Origin of the sequence: Streptomyces collinus Tu 365 (assembly GCF_000444875.1) — a bacterium.
GTDB lineage: Bacteria > Actinomycetota > Actinomycetes > Streptomycetales > Streptomycetaceae > Streptomyces > Streptomyces collinus_A.
This window is the reverse complement of the sequence record NC_021985.1, coordinates 6,849,415-6,870,031: the sequence shown is the minus strand read 5'-3', so window position 1 is coordinate 6,870,031 and position 20,617 is coordinate 6,849,415. Positions and strand designations below refer to the sequence as shown.

The window sequence follows — 20,617 nt, the reverse complement described above, 5'->3', positions numbered from 1 at the left end:
CGAGTCAGTCGCTGAGTTCGAGGTGGGCGAGGTCTCCGGCCTCGCGCCAGGCGCGCAGGACGTTCAGGAAGGCCACCGAGCCGCCGCCGTAGCTGCCGTTGAGGACGTGCAGGTCACCCGGGCGGCCCTCGTTGTTGAACAGGCCCGGGGTGCAGGACTCGGCGTAGTCGAGGTTGCGGTTCGCGAGCCGGAGGATCTCCTCGGTCCACTCCTTCTCGCCGGTGGCGGAGACCTCCACGACGTGGTGGCCGCGGTCCTGGACGGCTTTGAGGACGTGGGCGACGTGCCTGCTCTGCTCGCCCAGCATGTAGGGCACGTTGACGTGCAGCCCCGACTGGACCTTGGACAGCAGGAAACAGTTGGGGAAACGATTCACCATCAGGCCGTGGAACGTCCGCGCCCCGTCGGCCCAGCGCTCCGAGAGCCGCACCCCGTCCCGGCCCACCACCTCGTAGCCGGCCCGGGTGGTGTACGGCACCGCGTACTCGGACTCGTAGCCCGAGGCCAGGACCAGGCAGTCGACCGGGTACTCCCGGCCGGCCGCGACCACCGCGTGCTCGGTGAGCCGTTCGATGCCGCGTCCCTCGGTGTCCACGAGGGTGACGTCGGGCCGGTTGAAGGTCTCCAGGTACCCGTCGTGGAAGCAGGGCCGCTTGCAGAACAGCCGGTAGTACGGCTTGAGGGCGGCCGCGGTACGGGGGTCGCGGACGACGGCGTCGACGCGGGCGCGCAGCTCCTCCATCTTGCGGAAGTCGGCGCGTTCCACGGCGGCGGCCGCCTCGGCGGGGCCGGCGGCGCCGTCCGTCCCGCCGGACTTCGGCAGGATCGCCGCGAGACCGGCCGTGATCTCCGTCCAGCCGTCCGCCACCAGGTCCTCCGTCCGCGCCACCCCGGAGGTCAGGTCGTGGAAGTTGTCCATGCGCCGCTGCTGCCAGCCGGGTCGCAGCCCCTTCACCCAGTCCGGGTCGGTGGGCCGGTTGCCCCGGGGGCCCACCGCGGGCGGGGTGCGCTGGAAGACGTACAGGTGCGCGGACGCCTCGGCCAGGTGCGGGATCACCTGCACCGCCGTGGCGCCCGTCCCGACGATCCCCACCCGCTTGTCGCGCAGCGCGGCGAGGCTGCCCGGGACGCCGTCGCCGGTGTAGTCGTAGTCCCAGCGGGCGGTGTGGAAGGAGTGCCCGCGGAAGGTCTCCAGGCCCTCGACGGCGGGCAGTTTGGGCCGGTGCAGCGAGCCGATCGCCATGCACACGTAGCGGGCCCGGAAGCGGTCGCCGCGGTCGGTGCGCACCAGCCAGTGCGAACTCGGCTCGTCCCAGCGCAGTTCGGTGACGGAGGTGCCCAGCAGGGCGTCCCGGTAGAGGCCGTAGTGCCGGGCGACGGCGCGGCAGTGCGCGAGGATCTCGGCGCCGGTCACGTACTTCTCCGTGGGCACGGTGCCCAGTTCCTCCAGCAGCGGCAGGTAGACGTAGCTCTCGATGTCGCACCTGAGGCCGGGGAACCGGTTCCAGTACCAGGTGCCGCCGACGTCGCCGGCCGCGTCGACCAGACGGATCCGCTCGAAGCCGCACGTCTCGCGCAGCCGGGCGCCCAGCAGCAGGCCGCCGATGCCGGCGCCGACGACGGCGACGTCGACCGTGTCGGTGACGGGCTCACGGTCGTCCGGCACGGCGTGGGGGTCGGCCGCGTAGCGGGACAGCTCGCCGCGCGCGGGCCGGTAGACCCGGCCGGCACCGGGCCGCAGCCGCTTGTCGCGCTCCTCGCGGTACCTGGCCCTCACCCTCCCGAGGTCGGCGGGTTCGGTCGCGGGGCCGTCGGGGGCGTCTGCCCGGAAGCGTTCCACAGCGTCTCCTGCGTGGGGTGGACAGGGGAGGTGAGGTGGCGCCGTACGTCGTCGAACTGGTCGCGCAGCCGGGTGGCCGCGTCGGCGTTGGTGAAGAGGTAGAAACGGTCGGAGCCCAGCGCGTCCCACACGGTCTCGGCGACCAGGCCGGCGGTGACCGTGGTGTCCCCGGTCGCGTCGCGCGGGGCGGCGAGGCCGCGGACCAGCGGGGTGTCGACCCGGCCTGGGCAGAGCACCGAGACCCGCACGGGGGTGCCGGCGAGGTCGGCCCGCAGGCTGCGGGCGACCGCCAGGTCGGCGTGCTTGGAGGCGGCGTAGGCGGCGCTGCCGCTGCCCACGGCGAACGCCGACATGGAGGCGGTGTGCACGAGGTGGGCGGGCCGGCCGCCGGCCAGCAGCCGCGGCACGAAGGCGCGGGCGACATGGACGTGCGCCCAGTGGTTCACCTCGAAGACCTCGCGCATCCGCGCCGGCGGCACCTCCCACAGCGGCATGCCGACGGGGCCGACGACACCGGCGTTGTTGCAGACCACGTCGATGTCGCCGAAGGTGCCGTACGCCGTCTCGGCCAGTGCCTGCACGGCGTCCGCGTCGGTGAGGTCCACGGTCTCGGCGCGGACGTCCGCGCCGCGCGCGGCGAGTTCGCCGGCCCGGTGGCGCAGGGCGTCGCCCTGGATGTCCGCCATGAGCACCTTGACTCCGGCCCGGGCGAGGCGGGCGGTGAGGGCGAGCCCGATACCGCTCGCCGCGCCGGTGACCACGGCCGTCCTGGGGTGTAAGTGCACGGGGTCTCCGTTCCTCGCGTCCTGGGCGGGCGGTCCCGGGCCGCGTCGTCGCGGCCCGGTGGAAGGGGGTGTGCGGACGGGCCGGGGGCCCGGGCTCCGGCGGCACCCGCCCGGGGGAGGGCTGGGCGGGGGCCGCCGGTGGTTCAGGCGGGGTCGGGCAGTCTGAGGCTGATGGCGAAGATGGTCGCGGAGAAGACGGTCAGCAGGCAGAGGACGACGACCGCCGCCGAGGAGTGGCCCATCGAGTCGCCGAGGGCGAGGTAGAGCGTGCCGCCGACGGTCGCGCCCAGGGCGGTGGCCGTCTGCTGGCTGGTGACCAGCACGCCGCTGCCCATGCCGGCCTGGGCGGGCGGGACGTCGGCGAGGATCATCCGGAACAGGGTGGGCCCGATCAGGGCCTGTCCGACACCGGTGAACGCCAGCACGGCCAGCACCAGGACCACCGGCACGTGCGGCCAGGTGGTCCCGATCAGCAGCGCCATCAGCAGCAGGCCGGCCCCCTGGACGGTGGCCCCGAGGGTGACGATGCGCCGCCCGAGGGCCGCCGCGATCTTCGGGGTGAACAGGGCCACCACGAAGAAGGCGGAGGCGAAGGGCGACAGCACCGCCCCGGAGCCCAGTCCGCCGAGACCGAAGTCGTCCTGCGCGACCAGGGCGTAGACGAACATGAAGCTGCCGAATCCGATCGAGAACGGAACCATCGCGAGCAGTCCCCGGCGCATTCCGGTGCGGGAGAGCACCGACGGAGGCAGCAGCGGCGAACCGCCCTCGGCCTCCAGCCGCCGTTCCACCCGGACCAGCGCCGCCACCGCCGCGGCCGCGACCACCGGCAGCGCCCACAGCCACACCGGCCAGCCCAGCGCCTGTCCCTCGACGATCACCAGCAGGACACAGACCAGGGCCACCCCGAACAGCAGGGTGCCGGTGAGGTCGAAGCCCGGCCTGCGCTGCGCCCGGGTGTCCGGCATGTGCCGCACGGCGAGCAGCGCGGCCACGCCGACCGGCACGTTGATCAGGAACACCGAACGCCAGCCGGCCCCGGCGATGTCCAGCGAGACCAGCAGTCCGCCGAGGATCTGGCCGGCCACCGCCGCGAGTCCCGCGGTCGCGCCGTAGAGGCTGATGGCGCGGGCGCGGGCCTGGCCCTCGGTGGCCGCCTGGATCGTCGCGAGGACCTGCGGCACCAGCATGGCCGCTGCCGCGCCCTGCAGGAGCCGGGCCGCGATCAGGAAGCCGACGCTCGGGGCCACCCCGCACAGCGCGGAGCTGAGGGTGAAGGCCACCAGGCCCCACACGAAGAGCCGGCGCCTGCCGTACGCGTCGCCGAGCCGCCCGCCGAGGACCAGGCCGAGCGCGTAGGCGATGCCGTAGCCGGACACGACCAGTTCCAGCGCGGTCTCGCCGCCGTGCAGGTCGCGCCCGATCGTCGTCAGCGCCACGTTGACGATGAAGAAGTCGACGATGGACAGCGCGAACCCGGTGAGCACCACGACCAGACCGGTCGTGGACAGGCCCGGTAACGCGGGGGGCTGCTGGGGGGACGGCGGCTCCTGGGTGCCGGGAGCGCCGGTGGGGGGTGCTTCGCGATGAGTCATCTATTCAACCGCACTGGGAGTTCCGGTGATCTTGGACATGATCCCCTTGGAGGGGTCCTTCGCCGATTCCGTCCACGGCGTCAGCGCGTTGAAGCCGCGCTCCGTCGTGGCCGGCTGGACGCGGGTGTCCATGGACATCCGCATGACCGGCGGCGAGGACAGGTTGGGGACCGACTTGTGACAGGTGTAGGCGTGCATGAACAGCACGTCGCCCGGCTCCATGGCCGAGTGCAGCAACGCCTCGTCCTCGCCCATGAGTTCGGCGGGTATGCCGCGCACCGGGTGGCCGAACCGGCGGAAGGACTCGTGCACGACGTGCTCGCGCGGGCCCCGCCGGTGGCTGCCGTCCGCGAGCGCGACCCCGCCGGATTCCTTGGTGGTCGCGACGAGCGGTATCCACACGGGGCGGAAGTCCTTGTTGGGGCCGATGTAGAAGCCGTCCTGGTGGAACGGCGTCAGATGGGCGAACGACGGCTCCTCGGCGCCGGCGGCCGAGGGGTAGTAGCGGATGGTGGTGGAGCGGAAGACGAAGACGGGCTCGCCGAAGACCCGCTCGAACACCTCCAGGGTGGAGGGGTGGTTCCAGAAGTCGTCGTACTTGACGTACTTGTGCATCGCCACCTCGTCGACCTCCTCGAAGGAGTCGATGGCGACGTCGTCCAGGGTGGCCCGCGGGTCGGCGGCGCCCAGCGCCACCAGCCCCTCCAGCATCTGCTCCGCGGTGGTCCGAACGAGGTCGCGGTCGAGGACGCCGCGCAGATACAGGTAGCCGTGCTCCTCGAAGAAGCCGTCGAGGGCCTCCCGGTCGCCCAGCAGAGGCGTGCAGTCCGTGTATTCGCCGGTCACGTACGTCATGGGGTTCCCGTCCTTGTGGCAGGGGCCGAGTGACATGGTGCGGGTGACATGAGCTCGTCTGGCGTGGTGCGGCGCGCCTGGTCCCGGGGCGCGTCGGCGGTTCCTCCCCCGGCGCGCGTCGGTGGTTCCGCGCCCGGCGCGCGGGCAGCCCGGCGCCGGCGCCGGCGGCCCGCTGCACGGGGGCGGGCCGCCGGCGCGCCGGGGCGGCGGCCGCCGCCGGGGGGAAGGACGGCCGGCCCGCCCTGAGGGGAGGCGGAAGGGGTCCGGGGGCAGGGGCGCCCGCTCGTCAGAGGGCGGCGCCGACCAGCAGGGCGAGGTCGATGAGACGGTTGGAGTAACCCCATTCGTTGTCGTACCAGCCGACGACCTTGACCTGTCCGTCGGTCACGCGGGTGAGCCCGGCGTCGAAGACGCAGGAGGCGGGGTCGCCGACGATGTCGGTGCTGACGAGGGGCGCCTCGCTGTAGGACAGCAGGCCCTTGTAGGCGCCGGCCGCGGCCGCCGCGTAGGCCTCGTTGACCTCCTCGACGGAGGTGCGCCGGCCCGGCGTCACCGTGAGGTCGGTGACCGAGCCGGTGGGCACCGGCACCCGCAGCGCGAACGCGTCCAGTTTGCCCGCCAGTTCGGGCAGCACCAGGCCGATGGCCTTGGCGGCGCCGCTGGAGGTGGGCACGATGTTCAGGCCCGCGGCACGCGCCCGGCGCAGGTCCTTGTGCGGGGCGTCCTGGAGGTTCTGGTCCTGGGTGTAGGCGTGGACGGTGGTCATCATGCCCGCCTCGATGCCCACGCTCTCGTGCAGCACCTTGGCCAGCACCGCGAGACAGTTGGTGGTGCAGGAGGCGTTGGAGATGATCGTGTGCCGCTCCGGGTCGTAGGCGTCCTCGTTGACACCGAGCACGACCGTGAGGTCCTCGCCGCTGGCCGGGGCCGCGATGACGACCTTCTTCGCGCCGCCGTCGATGTGGGCGCGGGCCCGGGCGGCGTCGGTGAAGATGCCGGTGGACTCGATCACGAGGTCGACGCCGAGGTCGCCCCAGGGCAGGGCAGCGGGGTCCCGCTCGGCGAGCACCTTGACCGTCCGGCTGCCCACGCGGATGGCACCCGGCTCGGCGGCGATCTCCTCGGGGAACCGGCCCAGGATCGAGTCGTAGGCCAGCAGGTGGGCCATCGTGTCGACGTCACCGAGGTCGTTGACGGCGACGATCTCCAGTTCCGAGCCGCGTGCGGCCACCGCGCGGAAGACGTTGCGGCCGATGCGCCCGAAGCCGTTGATACCGATGCGCACAGTCATTGATGTGTCCCTCACCTTGCGCTTCTGGGGTGGTTGACGCGCCGTTGCGCCGAGGTGCGATGCCGGACCACACATCACCGCGGGGCGGGGACGTGGTGCATCACGACCTTATATAAGCATGCGATACATTTCCAGGGTGACCTCTCCTCAGAACCTCGACCGCGCCACGGACTTGGACGTCGGTGACCTCACCAGGGCGATCGAGAACTTCAACCGCTTCTACATCCGGCTCCCCTCCGTGCAGAAGCTGTCCTTCACGACGCTGTCGGTGCTGGACACGCTGGCCTTCCGGGGGCCCACGCGACTGACCGACCTGGTCCGCACGGAACAGATGAGCCAGCCGGGGGTCACCCAGCTGGTGACCCGGCTCGAACGGGACGGACTCGTCGAACGCCGTCCCGACCCCACGGACGGCCGTGCCGTCCTGGTGCACCTCACCGAGGAGGGGCGCACGGTCGGGCAGTCCCGGCAACAGGACCGGGGCCGGCACATGGCGCCCCTGATGGCCGAGCTGACGGCGGAGGAGCGGCGGACCCTCGCCGCGGCCCTCCCGGTACTCGCCCGGCTCGCCGAACTCGGCATGCGGGCACGGCAGTAGGCACACTCCTCCCCCAAGTCCCGCGCGCCGTACGCCCGGGGCGGCTCGCGCACGCCCCCCGCGACGACGCCCGGAGCAGTGCTCAGCCCTCCGGGTCCCGGGGCCACTCGCGCGTCTCGCGCGGCGCCTCCTCCCGCGCGGCCGCCCGCGCCTCGGTCCGGTGTCCGCGCGCGATGTAGTCCCGGACGACCAGTTCCACGGCGTCCTGCGGGCTACTCACCCCGGCTAGCACCATGACCTCCACGACGAGTTGGGCGTCGAGCGAGACCGTCACCTTGGCCATGCCCGGACGCTAGCACCCACGGCCACGCCCCCACCGCCGAGCCGCAAGGAACGCGCCACCCACGGCCCTCGCCCGGCGCCCGGCCGGGCGGTGGGGGTGACCGGCGGATGGCGTGTCGGCGCCCGTTCGGTGTCCGGGGGGATGCCTTTTCCGGGCGTCCGGTGCTTCTTCCCGGTGCCGCGAGGCGGTGCTTCCCCGGTGCCCGGGCGGGCGGCGGCCGTGCGGGGCCTTCCCGGTGCTCGGGGGATGCGGCGGCCGTGCGGTCCCGCTTCCTCGGCCGGAGGTGGCCGTCCGTGCCCGTCAGCGCGGCGGCCCCGATATCCGTTCGCACCGGACGGGTGGGCCGACCTACCCTCGGCCCATGACCAGGCCTCTCGTCGCGCTGCTCACCGGCGCGGGCATCTCCACCGACTCCGGGATCCCCGACTACCGCGGTCCGGCCGGGTTGTGGCGCACGGATCCCGAGGCCGAGAAGCTGGTGACCTACGCGTACTACATGGACGACCCGGAGATCCGCCGGCGCTCGTGGCGGATGCGGCGGGCGAACCGGGCGCTGCGGCCCGAGCCGAACGCGGCGCACCGGGCCGTCGCCGAGCTGGAGCGGTCCGGGGTGCCGGTGCGGGTGATCACGCAGAACGTGGACGGGCTGCACCAGCTGGCCGGGATGCCGGAGCGCAAGGTGCTGGAACTGCACGGCAGCGCGCACGGGGTCGTCTGCACCCGGTGTCACGCCCGGAGCCCGATGGAGGACGCCCTCGCCCGGGTCGACGCCGGGGAGGACGATCCGCCCTGTCCGGAATGCGGCGGCATCCTGAAGTCGGCCACGGTGATGTTCGGCGAGGCGCTCGATCCCGTGGTGCTCGGCGAGGCCGCGGCGATCGCCAAGGCGTGCCAGGAGTTCCTCGCCGTCGGCAGCAGCCTCCAGGTGCATCCGGCCGCCGGTCTGGTCGGTGTGGCCGCCGATCACGGGGCCCGGCTGACCATCGTCAACGCCGAGCCCACGCCGTACGACGAGCTCGCCGACGAGGTGGTCCGGGAGCCCATCGGCACCGCCCTGCCGAGGCTGCTGGCCCGCCTGACGGCGTGAGCGGCCTGGGGGCGGTGCCCGCAACGGGGCCGGGAGCGGGCTAGAACAGGGCCGCTCCCCGCTCCCCGCGTTCGAAGTCCAGCAGGCGCCGCTTGCGGTCCAGGCCGCCGCCGTAGCCGGTGAGGGAGCCGCCGGCACCGATGACGCGGTGGCAGGGCACGATGATGCCGACCGGGTTGCGGCCGTTGGCGAGGCCGACCGCGCGCGACGCCCCCGGACTGCCCAGGGCGCCGGCGAGTTCGCCGTAGGAGCGGGTCTCGCCGTACGGGATGCGGGTGAGCTGGTCCCAGACCCTGCGCTGGAACGGGGTTCCGTGCAGGCGCAGTTCGAGGGTGAACCGGGTCAGCTCGCCCGCGAAGTAGGCCGCGAGCTGTTCCGCGGCCTCGGCGAACGGGGTGTCGTCGGGCGTGCCGAAGGTCTGCTCCGCGGGACGGTGCCGCTGTCCGGCCATGTAGAGGCCGCACAGGACGCCGTCGTCGGCGACGAGGGTGAGGGGGCCGTAGGGGCTGTCGATGACGGTGTGCTGCTTCATCGGGGGAAGGTCCTTATGCGGGGAGGAAGTTGATCGGGTGGCCGTCGGTCGCCCACAGATACTGCACCGCGTACGCGCGCCAGGGGCGCCACACCTCGGCGCGCGCGGTGAGCGCGCCCGGCGTGGCGGGCAGGCCCAGCTCCCGGGCGGCGCGCCGGACGCCCAGGTCGGTGGCGAGGAAGGCGTCGGGGTCGCCGAGGGCGCGCATGGCGATGACGTCGGCCGTCCAGGGCCCGAACCCGGGAAGGTCCAGCAGGCGGGCCCGGGTCTCGGCCCAGTCGGCCTCGACGCCCAGGCGGAGGCGGCCGTCGGCGAGCGCCCCGACCAGGGTGGTGAAGGTGGTGCGCCGGGTGCGGGGCATCGCCAGGCTCGCGGGGTCGACCGCGGCCAGTGCGTCGGGGGCGGGGAACAGGTGGGTGAGGCCGCCCTCGGGGTCGTCCAGCGGTTTGCCGTGCGCCGTGACCAGCCGGGCCGCGTGGGTGCGGGCGGCCGCCGTGGAGACCTGCTGCCCGAGCACGGCCCGGACGGCGAACTCGGCCTCGTCGACCGTGCGCGGCACCCGGCGTCCGGGCGCCCGGTCCACCAGTGGCGCGAGCACCGGGTCGGCGCGCAGCCGGTCGTCCACGGCCACCGGGTCGGCGTCCAGGTCGAGCATGCGCCGGCAGCGGCTGGTGGCCACGGTCAGGTCGCGCAGGTCGCTGAGGGTCAGCCGGCAGGCGATGTGGTCGGGGCGGGGCGCGAGGGCGACGATGCCGTGCCCGTACGGCAGGCGCAGGGTGCGCCGGTAGGCGCCGTCCCGCCACTCCTCCACGCCGGGTACGGCGGTGGCGGCCAGGTGCCCGAAGAGGTTGTCGGGGTTGAGCGGGGCCCGGAACGGGAGCCGCAGCGTGAGCGTCCCCGGGGTGCCGGGGAACTCCGGGGTGCCCGCGGCCCGGCTGCTGGGCACCCGGGCACGCAGCTCGCTCGGGGAGAGGGCGAAGACCTCGCGGACGGTGTCGTTGAAGGCGCGGATGGAGGCGAAGCCGGCCGCGAAGGCGATCTCCGACATCGGCAGCGGCGTCGTCTCCACGAGCAGCCGCGCGGTCTGGGCGCGCTGGGCCCGGGCCAGCGCCAGGGGCCCGGCCCCCAGCTCGGCGAGGAGCTGCCGCTCCACCTGGCGGGCGCTGTAGCCGAGCCGGGCGGCGAGCCCGGGCACGCCCTCGCGGTCCACGACGCCGTCGGCGATCAGCCGCATGGCGCGGGCCACCAGGTCGGCCCGCCGGTTCCACTCCGGGGAGCCGGGGCTGGTGTCGGGGCGGCAGCGCTTGCAGGCCCGGAACCCGGCCTGCTGGCAGGCCGCGGCGCTCGGGTAGAAGGTCATGTTCCGCGGTTTGGGCGGAACCACCGGGCAGCTGGGCCGGCAGTAGATGCGGGTGGTGAGCACGGCCGTGAAGAACCATCCGTCGAACCGCGCGTCCTTGGACTGCACGGCGCGCACGCAGTGCTCCCGGTCGAGGTGCGTCCCTGTCTGCATGCGTCCAGGATCGTCCACCGCGCGGGGCGCCCGCTGGCGGGAATCCGACATCAGCGTGCCGGTGAGCTGGGGCCGCCGGGCGCCCCGCCCGTGGCTACGATGCCGCCATGGGCCACCCAGCCGACTCCCCCGCGGCCGGCGGGGCCGGGGCGTACCGGGAGGGCGGGTCCCGGGCGCCGATGTGGCCGTTGTACGCCGCCGGGTTCACCACCGCTTTCGGGGCGCACGGCGTCGCCGCGAGCCTCGGGGCGCGCTCGGCCGGCGCGGTCACCTCGCTTCTGGTCCTGGGCGGTCTGCTCGCCCTCTACGACGGTGCCGAGGTGCTGCTGAAGCCGGTGTTCGGCACGCTGGCGGACCGGGTGGGGGCGCGCCCGGTGCTGCTGGGCGGGCTGGTCGCGTTCGCCGTCGCCTCCGCGCTGTACGCGGTCGCGGGCGGCCCGGGACTGCTGTGGGCGGCGCGCCTCGGCCAGGGCGCCGCGGCCTCCGCGTTCTCCCCCGCCGCCTCGGCGCTGGTGGCCCGGCTGAACCCGGGGGCGCGGCGCGGGCGGGCGTTCGGGAGCTACGGCTTCTTCAAGTCGCTCGGCTACACGCTCGGTCCGCTGCTCGGCGGGGTGCTGGTGTGGGCGGGCGGGCTGCGGCTGCTGTTCGCGGTGCTGGCGGTGCTGGCCGCCGCGGTGACGGTCTGGGCGGCGGCTGCGGTGCCCCGGGTGCCGCCGCTCCCCCGCCGCCGGGGGACCCTGCTCGACCTCGGGCGACGCCTGACCGACCGCGGCTTCCTGGTGCCGACGGCCGCGCTCGCCGGGGCGACGGCCGCGCTCTCGGCCGGGGTGGGGTTCCTGCCGGTGTCCGGGGCGGCGGCGGGCCTGGGCGCGGTGGCCACCGGGGCGGCGGTCTCCCTGCTGGCCGCCTGCGGGGCGGTGGTCCAGCCGTGGGCCGGGCGGGCGCTGGACACCGGGCGGCTCGGCGTCCGCGTCGGTCTCGGCTGCGGGCTGCTGCTCGCGGCGGCGGGGGCGGCCGCGGCGATGCTGCCGGGGCTCACCGCGGTGCTGCTCGGCGCCGCCCTGATCGGCACCGGCACCGGCCTGGTCACCCCGCTGGGCTTCGCGGCACTGGCCGCGGCCACCCCGGAGGAGCGGCTCGGGCAGACCATGGGCGCGGCCGAGGTGGGCCGCGAACTGGGCGACGCGGGTGGCCCGCTGCTGGTGGCGGTGGTCGCGTCGGCGGCGACGCTGACGTACGGGTACGCGGCGCTGGCCCTGCTGCTGGCGGTGGGGCCGGCGGCAGCCGTGGCGGCGGGGCTCGGGAACGGACGTGGCCGTGGGCGTGGCGGTGGGAATCGGGAAGAGGTGTAGCCGGGGCGGTGGCCGTCGGGCTGCGGCCGCCACGGACAGGAAGGGCCGGGGCGGTGGCTGTCGGGCTGCGGCCCGCCACGGACAGGTACAACCGAGGCCACGACCGGCGGGCTGCGACGGCCACGGACAAGTACGGCCGGGGCCGCGGGCGGCGGGCTGCGGCCGCCACAGACAGGTACAGCCGAGGCCACGACCAGCGGGCTGCGGCCGCCACAGACAAGAAGGGCCGGGGCGGTGGCCGGCGGGCTGCGGCGGCCACGGACGGGAAGGGCCGGGGCGGTGGCCGTCGGGCTGCGGCCGCCACAGACAGCCGGGGCCGGGGCCACGACCAGCGGGCTGCAGCGGCCACGGACAGGTGCGGCCGGGGCCGCGGGCGGCGGGGACAGGCGTGGCCGGGGCCGTGGCGCTCGGAGCGTGGCCATGGCCTCGGCCGGCCGTCAGGGGCAGGCGTAGGTGAAGCCGCCCTTCGCCTCCACCGGGCTGCGCCGGTCGGCGACGCGGAGGCGGGCGGTGCCCCGGAAGCGGCCCGGGCCGCGCACCGTCCAGCGCAGGTGCACCCGGACCCGGCGCTCCCCGCGGCGGGCCAGGTGGACCAGTTCGCCCGAGTCCTGGCCGTCCCCGCGCAGCCAGCGGTAGGTGACCGGGCCGCCCCGACCGTCGGTGGTGACGACTCCGACCAGGTCGGCCGTCCCCCCGCAGTGCAGCACCCCCGCGGGGGCCTGGACCCGGACGGCGAGGACCCCGGGCGCGGGGTCCGGGCGCAGCAGCAGCCACAGCAGCACGGCGGCGACCGCCGCTACGGCGACGATGACGAGCCCGCCCCCGCGTCTGCGCCTGCGCGCCGGCGCCGGCACCGCTTCCGCGCCGCGCCACCTCGCACGCAGCGCGTCCTGCTCGGCCACGGGGACCCCCGGCCCGAACCGGAGCAGGATCTCGCCGGGCTCCTCCCCGTCCCGCACGCGCACGGAGGAGGGACGGTTGCGCTTGCCGAGCACGGTGGCCTGGGCGTCCTGGCGTACCGGACGGTGCCCCTGCCCATGCCCTGCGCCGGTGAGCCGCTCGGCGGCATCGGCATCGGCATCGGCGTCGGCGTCGGCGGGGACGGCGGCGGGCGTGGCCCGCTGGGACGGTGCGCCGGGTGGGGTCCGGTCCCCGGGGGCGGCGGGCTCCGCGGCACGGTCCTTGGTGGGCGGTGCCGGGGCGGTGTCGGCCACCGAGCCGGTGTGGGCGGTGCCGGCGACGACGGACGGCACCGGTGTCCGCCGGGGCCCGGTGGGGTGCGGCGGACGCGGGGACGCTGCGGCCGGGGGCGTCCGAGGGGTGCGCGCGGATGGGACGTGCGGCAACTCGGGTGGCTCGGCGGCCGGACACGGCTGCGCTGTCCGCGGGGACGTGCGGTCGGGCGGCTCGGCGGCCGGGCCCGGCCGCGGGGTCCGTGGGGAGGTGAGGTCCGGGGTGGATGCGGCCGCGGCCGCCCGGAGTGCCGTGCGCTGCAGGAAGTCGGTGGGGAGGGCGGCCCGGCCGGACAGCAGGGCGGCACGGGCGGCCATGAGGCCCTGGGACTCGGCGGCGGTGGCGCAGCGGGCGAACAGCTCGGCCGCCGGGGTCGAGGGGCCCGTCCAGGCGGCGGCGAGGGTGCGGGCCAGGGCGGCCCAGGCGGTGGTGTCGGCGGCCCGGTGACCGGCGGGCGGCGGAGCCGCGTCACCCGGCATCACCTCGTCCCCCAGGACCGCGGCCAGCCCCGTCTCCGTCAGCAGTGCGGTTCCGTTCGGTGCGAGCACGACCGTGGCCGGGCCGAGGGAGCCGTGGGCCAGGCCGGCACCGTGCAGGGCCAGGAGGGTCTGCGCGGTCTCGTTGAGGACGCTCGCCGCGCTGCCCGCGTCGGGACCGGGGGCGCCGGCGGACAGGACGTCGGCGAGCGTGGGGGCCGGCGGGCGGTCCGTGAGCAGCCAGACCTCGCCGGCCTCGGCGACCAGGTCGACCGTGCCGAGCGCACCGGGCAGCCGGAGCCGCGCCGTGGCGAGCACGGCGGCGGCCAGGCGCTCCCGAGCGCCCTCGGGCGCCAGCAGGGCGCGGTCGACGCGGAGCGCGCCGAGGGCCTGCTCGCCGGCCCGGCCCGGGAGCAGGGCGTACCGGGTGCCGAGGGGTGTCTCGCGTGACCAGCCGGACAGGGGCCGGCCGGCCACCGCGGTGGCTGTCGTCATGTCGGTCCGTTCTCGTCGCGGCGGCGCGGGGCGGCCGGGCCCGCCGGTGCGGCGCTCAGCACGGGGGTGCGTCCAGGGAGGCCGTCTGCGGGCCGTTCGCGGCCGCCGGGTCGCTGCTGAGGGTGACGTCCCAGGTTCCCCGGCAGGGGTGGTTGGAGAAGTCGGCCTCGAAGGTCAGGTCGTAGCGGGTGCTCCCGGACAGCGGCCGACTCTGGGAGCCGTAGGGGTCAGCGGGTGTGTCGACGTAGTAGTCGGCGGTGACGGTGAGCGGTCCGGTGCCCGTCGTCCCGACCGTGACCGCCGCGACGAGCATGTCCGGCTTCGGCCCGCGCTGCCAGGAGCCGATGGTGACGGTGACCGTGCCGGGGCTGTCCGCGGTCGGGGTCGGCGCGGCCGGTGCGGTCGGGTCCGTGGACGGCGTGGACGGCGTGGGCGCGGGGGTCGGGCCGTCGGACGGCGGGCCGGTGGGTGTGTCGTCCGCCGTGGGCGGGGCGGTGGCCGGCGGCCGGGGCCGGGGGCGTGGCCGAGGCGCCGGGTCCCGTCGGGGAGACGGCGGGCGAGGGGGTGGAGCTCGCCACCGTCGTGGCCGTGTCGTACGGCCGGCCGGAGGCGTACGTCGCTCCGCCCGCGACGACCGCGAGCGCGGCCACCCCACCGGCGGCCAGCCGCCGGCCGCCGCCGCGCAGGCGGCCGAGCAGGGTCAGCGCCCGGGCCGGGGCGTCCAGCGTCGCGGTCGCGGTGAACGGGAACAGCACGGCGAGCAGCGCGGCGAGTTCGGCCAGCCGGCGGCGGCCGCGCTCCTCCCAGCCGGCGCCGTACGCCTCGGTGGCGCGGCGTTCGAGGTCGGCGAGGAACGCCTCGACGCCGGGCCGGTCCGCCGGGTCCTTGGCGAGGCCGGCGCGCAGCAGCCCGCGCACCGGTGCGGGTACGCCGTCCAGCGGGGCCGGTGCCCGCAGGTGCTGCAGGCGCAGCGCGGCCGGGTCGTCGGCGGCGAAGGGGCGCCGCCCGGTCAGGCACTCGAAGAACACCACGGACGCGGCGTAGACGTCGGCGGCGGGGCCGGCGGGCCGGTCCTCCCACTGCTCCGGGGCCATGTAGGCGGGGGTGCCCGCGGCCGCGGCCTCCCGGCCGTCGCGCACGGCGATGCCGAAGTCGGCGAGCGCGCTGGTGCCGTCGGCGCGGACCAGGACGTTCTCCGGCTTGTAGTCGCGGTGCACCACCCCGGCGGTGTGGGCCGCGCCCAGGCCCAGCAGGGAGCCCTTGAGCAGGACGAGCGCGGCCTCGGGGCCGGTCGCGCCGTGCCGGCGCAGCAGGTGGCGCAGGCTGACGCCGTCCACCGCCTCCATCACGATCGCGGCTCCGGCGCGCGCCTCGACGTACTCGTACAGGCGCACCACGCACGGGTGCCGCAGTTCGCCGAGCAGCCGGGCCTCGGCCCGGAAGCGGGCCAGGAACTCCCGGTCGCCGCGCAGGCGTTCGCTCAGGTACTTGACGGCGACGGGGGCCCCGGTCGGGGTGTGCCGGGCGAGGACGACCCGGCCGCCGGCGCCCTCGCCGAGGGTGCGTACGGCCGTGTACCCGGGTACGGCCCAGCCGTCGCCGTGGTCCGTCGCGGGGTGCGTGTCGCGGGTCATGCCGTGCCCTCCAGGGGTACGGGCGTGGCGGCGCCGGGCAGGTCCTCCGGGTGCCGTCGGCGCCGGGCCCGGCGCAGCAGCGCGCGTACCGGCGCCGCCCACACGGGGAAGGCGACCAGGGCGACCACGGCCGCCTCGACGGCCGTGGTCCAGGGCCCGGGCAGCCGGCCCTGGAGCAGGTCGCCGATCCGGGAGCGCCAGGCCAGCAGGGCGAGGCCCAGGAAGCCGTAGGTGCCGACGACGACCGCCAGGCCGTAGGCGGCCATGCCCGTCTGCCGGGGGCCCGGCCGCCGGCCGGCGCGGAGGTCCCGCCACAGGCCGGTGCGGAAGTAGGCGCTCGCCTCCTCGCGCAGCCGGGGCACCCGCAGCACGTCGGTCAGCGCCTGGTAACCGTCCAGCGGCATCAGGGGATTGAAGTTGTAGAGGGTGTTCAGATAGAGGCCGAAGGCCAGGTGGTACAGGAGGGCGGAGGCGGGTCCCGCGGGCAGCAGGGCGGCGCCGGCCGCGCACCAGCCGGCCAGTGCCGCCGTGGACAGCGGCCCGGACAGGGCCACCACGACCCGGGACCAGCGGGTGCCGAACCACATGTCGCTGGTGTCCACGAACGCGAACGGCATCCCCATCATCAGCAGGAATCCGCCCCGTCTGACCTTGCGGCCGTACGACTTGACGGCGAGCGCGTGCGTCAGTTCGTGGACGAGCAGGGCGGTGACGTATCCGGCGGCCAGCAGGACGGGGCCGAGGGCGCCGGCCCCGCCGAAGTCGAGCAGGCGGTGACGGCCACGGGCGGCGAGGAACGCGACGAGGCCGCCGGCCACCGACAGCCAGGCGAGCACCACGCCGGTCCGGGTGAACAGCCGCCAGCCGAAGGCCCGGTAGAGCCGGCTCACCAGCCGGTCGAGGCCGGGGACCGACACCTCCAGTCTCAGCAGCGTCCGGTACAGCGTGCGGGCCGCCCGGCGCCAGCCGGCGGGCGGTTCCTCCTCCTCCGGCCGGCCGGGCAGGCCGCGCAGCAGTCCGGCGTCCGCGAACGCGGCGAGCGTGGACTCGATGCGGGGCAGGGCCAGTTCGCCGTACCGGTCGGCGTAGGCGAACAGCAGGTCGCGCACGGTGTTCTCGCCGTCGACGGCGTGCCACAGGAAGACCTGGCGCTCGTCGAGCTCCAGATAGCGCCCGGTGCGGCTGGCGCTGAGCACCCAGCGGGGGGCACCGTGTCCGCCGGGTACCCGCTTGAGCGCCCAGCCCGAGCGGCGGCGGGGGCGCGCGGTGAGCGGGCCGTGCGCTTCCGGCGCCTCCTCCTGCCCGGCGGGGGGCAGGTGCGTCTGCTGGGTGCCGACGACCATGGTGCGCGAGCCGATCCGGGCGTCCCGGGGCTGCTCGAAGACCAGGCGTACGTCACCGACGGACAGTTCGGCGCCGTCGGACAGCGTGGCCGTGCCGCCGTGCAGGTCGGCGCCGCCGACCGCGGTGCCGTTGAAGGAGTCGAGGTCCTCGATCCGGAAGCCGTCGGCGGTGCGGACGACGCGTGCGTGGCGGCGCGAGACGCTGCCGTCGGCCAGGACGAGGTCGTTGTCCTCGCCGCGGCCCAGGGTGGTGACCCGGCCGGTCAGGTCGACGGCGAGGGCGGGGTCGTCGAGGCCGCGCAGCCGCGGCGCGGCGAACGCGGTCGGCGCGGCACCCCGGCGCGGGGTGCCGCAGTGCAGGCAGTACGGGAAGTCGCGCCGCACGTGGACGCGGCAGACGTGGCAGAGCATGCGGTGGCTCAGCCCCCACCGGAACCGCTGCGGAGCGTACCGCCGTCGAACCCGCCGCCCGTCTCGGGCGCGGCGGGCGACAGGTGGGTGGCGATGCCACCGGTGCCGGGCGTGCCGACGCCGCCGCGCACGGTCGTCCCCGCGCGGTCGAACGAGCCCTCACGGCCGCCCCCGGGCACTCCTCCGCCGCTGGGCCGCCGGCCGTTCTCCGGGTCACCGCCACCGGTGCCGCCGTCGTCACCGCCGCCGGGCGTACCGCCGCCGCTGGGGCGCCGGCCGTTCTCGGGGTCGCCACCGCCGTCACCTCCGCCGCCGTCGTCGCCCCCGGGTTCGCCGCCACCGCCGCCGCTCGGGCGCCGGCCGTTCTCCGGGTCACCGCCGCCCTCACCGCCACCGCCGCCGTCTCCGCCGCCGCCCGGCTCACCACCGCCACCGCTGGGCCGCCGGCCGTTCTCGGGGTCGCCGCCGCCGTCACCTCCGCCGCCGTCTCCCCCGCCGCTGCCGCCGCCGTCGCCCCCGCCCTCGCCGCCACCGCCGCCGCTCGGGCGCCGGCCGTTCTCGGGGTCGCCACCGCCGTCACCTCCGCCGCCGCCTCCGTCGCCGCCGCCCTCGCCGCCGCCACCGCCGCTGTCGCCGCCACCGCCCTCGCCGCCACCGCCGTCGCCGTCGCGGTCGTAGATCCCGCCGTGGCCGAAGTGACCGGCGTCCCCGCCCCCGTCGCCGCCGAGGCCGCCGAACCCGCCGGAACCGGTGCCGCCTTCGCCGAAGCCGCCTCCGCCGTGACCGCCGAGGCCGCCGAACCCGCCGGAACCGGTGCCGCCTTCGCCGAAGCCGCCTCCGCCGTGACCGCCGAGGCCGCCGAACCCGCCGGAATCGGTGCCGCCTTCGCCGAAGCCGCCTCCGCCGAGGCCACCGTCGCCGAGTCCACCGGTGCCGTGACCACCCTCACCGAACCCACCGGTGCCGTGAGCCCCGTCACCGAACCCGCCGAAGTCCCCACCGGCGCCGCCGAGTCCGCCCTCTCCCCCGGGACCGAAGCCCCCGAAGTCCCCACCGGGACCGTCGGGTGCGCCGTCGCCACCGAAGCCGCCGAGACCACCCTCCGGGCCCCCGCCGGCGTGACCGCCGAAACCACCGAAGCCGCCGAACCCGCCGAAGTCGCCGCCCGGACCCTCGTGGCCGGGTTCACCGGCCCCGCCGAAGTCCCCGAACCCGCCGAACTGGCCCGGCGCACCGCTCGCTTCGGCCGGTGACCGGTCCGGGAGAGGGCCGCCGAGCAGGCTGTGGGAGCCGGCCGCCGCCGGGCCGGCAGGGCCCGCGGCCTCCGGGCCGGCGTCCGTGGCGTGCGGGTCGCTCCCGTGTCCGGCGGGGCCGGAGTCGCCGGGTCCGTGGTCGCCCGGGGCCCGGCCCGCGACCGCGGCGTGCGCCGCCGGGTCGTCGTGCGTGCCCGCCGCCGCATGGTCCGCCGCTCCGTGGGCCGCCGGGACGGCCTGCCCTGCCGTGTGGTCGTGAGGGACCGTGATGTCGTGGTGGGACAGCGCGTGGGCCGCGCTGCCGAAGAACAGGGACGACTTGGACAGCCGGGGGTCGAGCGCCGCCGGCCCCCCGTCGGCCCCGGACTCGACGCGCAGCGAGCGCAGCGCGGTGACCTGGTCGGGAGTCAGGCCGAGTCTTCGCGCCGCCTCCCCGGTGTCGCCGTCGAGTTCGGCCCGGAAGCCGGGGTCCACGGCCAGTCTGGTCAGGGCAGCACGATAGGCGTCGTCGGTCATGGCGGGTCTCCGTCGGTCTGCGGGCGGTGATGCCGATCGCGGCGGAGCCGAGGATCCCCCTGGCGCGGCGGCACATGCCTTTCCGGCCATCCCCGCCGATACCTGCAGGACACGTTATAGAGCCCTGGCACGACCGGCGCAAGAGCGGCGAGCAGCGTCGAAACGGCTTACGGGCCGTCCCGCCACGGGGCGCGCCCACCGTAAGGATCAAGCCACCGATCCGTCGGCACCCGGCCGACCGGTCGAACGGATCTCCGCCCCGAGTGTCCCGCCCGTGGGCGGTCGTCTCAGTGCCGGTCGCCGTGCCGGAAGCGGGCGATCCACTCCGAGGTGGTCCGCAGTCCGCCGAAGGTGTAGAAGTGCACCTTCAGCTCGCCGTGCCGTGCCGGGTCGTAGTCCCGCGCGAGCGTGTGCAGGAAGCGGTCGGGGCCGGCCGTGCCCACCAGGTTGGTCAGCGAGAAGCCGTACTTGCGGACGATGGAGGCGCTGGTGCCGACGCCGAACCGGGTGGCGTAGGACACCAGCCTGCGGGCGCCGGCCGGGCCGGGCACGCCGACCCGGACCGGCAGCCGGACGCCCCGGTCGCGGACGGCGGCCACCCAGCGGAGCACCGCCTCGGCGTCGAAGCCGAACTGGGTGATGACGTCGCCGGCCAGCCGGTCGGCGCCGAGGGCGGCCGTCTTGTCGCTGAGCGCCGACCACAGGGAGTGGTCGGCGATGGCCGGGTGGCCCTCGGGGTAGCCGCTGATGCCGACGTGCCGTACGCCGTGCCGCTGGAGCAGCCCGGAGCGGATGACGGAGAGGGCGTCCTCGTACGGGCCCTCGGGGCGGGCGGGGTCGCCGCCGACGACGAAGACGTTGTCGGCGGTGCCGTCGGCCGCCAGGCCGGCCAGGAACTCCTCCAGGTGCCGCCGGGAGGGCAGTCGGCGGGCGGAGATGTGCGGGACGGGCACGAAGCCGAGCCGCTTGACCGCGCGGGCGGCGGCCAGCCGGGTGCCGGGGTCCTCGCCCGCGAGGAAGGTGACGTTGATCCGGGTGCCGCGGGGGATGGTGTCCCGCGCCTCCTCCAGCTTGGGCACGTCCTTGCCGGTCATCTCCAGGGAGAAGTCGTCGAGCAGCGCGGTGCCCGCCGCCGGCGGGGCGGAGAGGGCGGGGTTCATCGTGCTCCTCGGGCGGCTTCGCCTGCGACCGGGTGCTCCGGTCCTGGTCCGGGCCGATGATGCCACGCGGGCCACGCACACCGGGGAGCAGGTCCCCTCCGGGGGGGGCGGGCTCCGGAGGTGCGGGCTCCTCCGGCGGCGCGGGTCCTTCCCGGGGCTACGGGTTCCCCACCGGGTGCGGCCGGGAGGCAGGTCCCCTCCAGGGGGCGAGGCCCTCCGAGGCGCGGGTCCTTCCAGGGCTACGGGTCCCCCCACTGGGGTGCGGCCGGGAGGCGGGTCCCCTCCGGGGGGCGGGGCTCCGGGGCGCGGGTCCTTCCGGAGGCGCGGGTCCTTCCGGAGGCGCGGGTCCTTCCCGGGGGTACGGG

General features: G+C 76.2%; 17 protein-coding genes. 3 read left to right on the top strand and 14 right to left on the bottom strand.

From position 1 onward, the window contains the following. Nucleotides 1-4: 4 nt before the first annotated feature. The 5 genes from ptlE to gap form a co-directional block, all read right to left on the bottom strand. On the bottom strand, nucleotides 5-1,840 hold the full coding sequence (ptlE, locus tag B446_RS29775) for a neopentalenolactone/pentalenolactone D synthase (RefSeq protein WP_020943152.1): 1,836 nt from the start codon (nucleotides 1,838-1,840) through the stop codon (nucleotides 5-7). After that, a complete protein-coding gene (gene ptlF / locus B446_RS29770; RefSeq protein WP_052352201.1) occupies nucleotides 1,774-2,625 on the bottom strand; it encodes a 1-deoxy-11-beta-hydroxypentalenate dehydrogenase in 852 nt (283 codons plus the stop codon). The genes ptlE and ptlF overlap by 67 nt, the downstream gene beginning before the upstream one ends. Nucleotides 2,626-2,768: 143 nt before the next feature. Further along, complete coding sequence (locus tag B446_RS29765) at nucleotides 2,769-4,220, bottom strand: MFS transporter (RefSeq protein ID WP_043476683.1); 1,452 nt, start codon at nucleotides 4,218-4,220, stop codon at nucleotides 2,769-2,771. Then, nucleotides 4,221-5,075: a 1-deoxypentalenic acid 11-beta-hydroxylase gene (gene ptlH, locus B446_RS29760; protein WP_020943149.1), complete on the bottom strand. Its 855-nt coding sequence runs from the start codon at nucleotides 5,073-5,075 to the stop codon at nucleotides 4,221-4,223. 286 nt (nucleotides 5,076-5,361) lie between these two features. Further along, on the bottom strand, nucleotides 5,362-6,366 hold the full coding sequence (gap, locus tag B446_RS29755) for a type I glyceraldehyde-3-phosphate dehydrogenase (protein WP_020943148.1): 1,005 nt from the start codon (nucleotides 6,364-6,366) through the stop codon (nucleotides 5,362-5,364). A 136-nt stretch (nucleotides 6,367-6,502) separates the two neighbouring features. On the opposite strand from gap, the gene B446_RS29750 reads away from it, so the two are divergent. After that, nucleotides 6,503-6,964, top strand: a complete 462-nt coding sequence (locus tag B446_RS29750) for a MarR family winged helix-turn-helix transcriptional regulator (RefSeq protein ID WP_020943147.1) — start codon at nucleotides 6,503-6,505, stop codon at nucleotides 6,962-6,964. Between the two features lie 82 nt (nucleotides 6,965-7,046). Here B446_RS29750 and B446_RS29745 read toward each other — a convergent pair whose 3' ends face one another. Then, complete coding sequence (locus B446_RS29745; protein ID WP_020943146.1) at nucleotides 7,047-7,247, bottom strand: type II toxin-antitoxin system VapB family antitoxin; 201 nt, start codon at nucleotides 7,245-7,247, stop codon at nucleotides 7,047-7,049. A gap of 361 nt (nucleotides 7,248-7,608) precedes the next feature. Here B446_RS29745 and B446_RS29740 point away from each other — a divergent pair, with 361 nt between their 5' ends. Then, entirely contained in the window at nucleotides 7,609-8,334 is a 726-nt protein-coding gene (locus tag B446_RS29740; protein ID WP_020943145.1) for an SIR2 family NAD-dependent protein deacylase, read from the top strand. A gap of 40 nt (nucleotides 8,335-8,374) precedes the next feature. Here the strand turns inward: B446_RS29740 and B446_RS29735 are convergent, their stop codons facing one another. Next, on the bottom strand, nucleotides 8,375-8,866 hold the full coding sequence (locus tag B446_RS29735; protein ID WP_020943144.1) for a methylated-DNA--[protein]-cysteine S-methyltransferase: 492 nt from the start codon (nucleotides 8,864-8,866) through the stop codon (nucleotides 8,375-8,377). Between the two features lie 13 nt (nucleotides 8,867-8,879). Continuing rightward, the gene (locus B446_RS29730) at nucleotides 8,880-10,379 is read right to left on the bottom strand and encodes an AlkA N-terminal domain-containing protein (RefSeq protein WP_020943143.1); all 1,500 of its coding nucleotides are present in this window, start codon (nucleotides 10,377-10,379) and stop codon (nucleotides 8,880-8,882) included. A gap of 179 nt (nucleotides 10,380-10,558) precedes the next feature. Here B446_RS29730 and B446_RS29725 point away from each other — a divergent pair, with 179 nt between their 5' ends. Next, on the top strand, nucleotides 10,559-11,731 hold the full coding sequence (locus B446_RS29725; RefSeq protein WP_020943142.1) for an MFS transporter: 1,173 nt from the start codon (nucleotides 10,559-10,561) through the stop codon (nucleotides 11,729-11,731). Between the two features lie 437 nt (nucleotides 11,732-12,168). Here the strand turns inward: B446_RS29725 and B446_RS36230 are convergent, their stop codons facing one another. From B446_RS36230 to B446_RS29700, 6 genes are all read right to left on the bottom strand, one after another. Continuing rightward, complete coding sequence (locus B446_RS36230) at nucleotides 12,169-13,935, bottom strand: hypothetical protein (protein ID WP_020943141.1); 1,767 nt, start codon at nucleotides 13,933-13,935, stop codon at nucleotides 12,169-12,171. Nucleotides 13,936-13,990: 55 nt separating this feature from the next. After that, nucleotides 13,991-14,248 carry a hypothetical protein gene (locus tag B446_RS40500; protein ID WP_020943140.1) on the bottom strand — a complete coding sequence of 86 codons (258 nt, stop codon included), beginning with the start codon at nucleotides 14,246-14,248 and terminating at the stop codon, nucleotides 13,991-13,993. Beyond that, entirely contained in the window at nucleotides 14,163-15,569 is a 1,407-nt protein-coding gene (locus tag B446_RS29715; protein WP_020943139.1) for a serine/threonine-protein kinase, read from the bottom strand. Before B446_RS29715 ends, B446_RS40500 begins: the two co-directional genes overlap by 86 nt. Then, nucleotides 15,566-17,323 carry an FHA domain-containing protein gene (locus tag B446_RS36220; RefSeq protein ID WP_020943138.1) on the bottom strand — a complete coding sequence of 586 codons (1,758 nt, stop codon included), beginning with the start codon at nucleotides 17,321-17,323 and terminating at the stop codon, nucleotides 15,566-15,568. Before B446_RS36220 ends, B446_RS29715 begins: the two co-directional genes overlap by 4 nt. Nucleotides 17,324-17,331: 8 nt before the next feature. Continuing rightward, nucleotides 17,332-19,092, bottom strand: coding sequence for a hypothetical protein (locus B446_RS40835; RefSeq protein ID WP_043476673.1), 1,761 nt, complete (start codon nucleotides 19,090-19,092; stop codon nucleotides 17,332-17,334). A gap of 287 nt (nucleotides 19,093-19,379) precedes the next feature. Further along, nucleotides 19,380-20,252, bottom strand: coding sequence for a methylenetetrahydrofolate reductase (locus tag B446_RS29700; RefSeq protein ID WP_020943136.1), 873 nt, complete (start codon nucleotides 20,250-20,252; stop codon nucleotides 19,380-19,382). Between the last annotated feature and the right edge of the window lie 365 nt (nucleotides 20,253-20,617).